At 46.1% G+C, this 308-nt stretch carries 1 protein-coding gene; it reads right to left on the reverse strand.

Translation table 11 applies throughout. The features are described from left to right. Positions 1 to 8: 8 nt before the first annotated feature. On the reverse strand, positions 9 to 308 hold a 300-nt coding region (locus KVT36_RS31630; protein ID WP_217607417.1), incomplete at its 5' end, for a deoxynucleoside kinase.

The following is a 308-nucleotide window of genomic DNA, read 5'->3' on the forward strand; positions in this document are numbered from 1 at the left end:
TCCTTCTCCTATGCATCCAGGATCCGTTGAAATTCAGTGGGGTTGGCGTGGAAATTAATTTTGGTGGTATCTATCATCAGGGTCCGTACCGGGGGCTGTTTCAGGTACTGGGTGTACATGTTGTGTACTTTCTGCTGGTAATTGTCTTCTATCTGCTGCTCGTAGGAGCGGTTGCGTTTTTTAATATTTGCCTGCAATTGGGGAACAGGGGCAATGAGGAAAATGAGCAGGTCCGGCTGCACCAGCTGGGGGTTAATAATAACAAAAAGTTTCTGGTACAGGTTATATTCTTCTTCCAGCAGGTTGAT

This window comes from Chitinophaga sp. GbtcB8 (assembly GCF_019091455.1).
Classification (GTDB): domain Bacteria; phylum Bacteroidota; class Bacteroidia; order Chitinophagales; family Chitinophagaceae; genus Chitinophaga.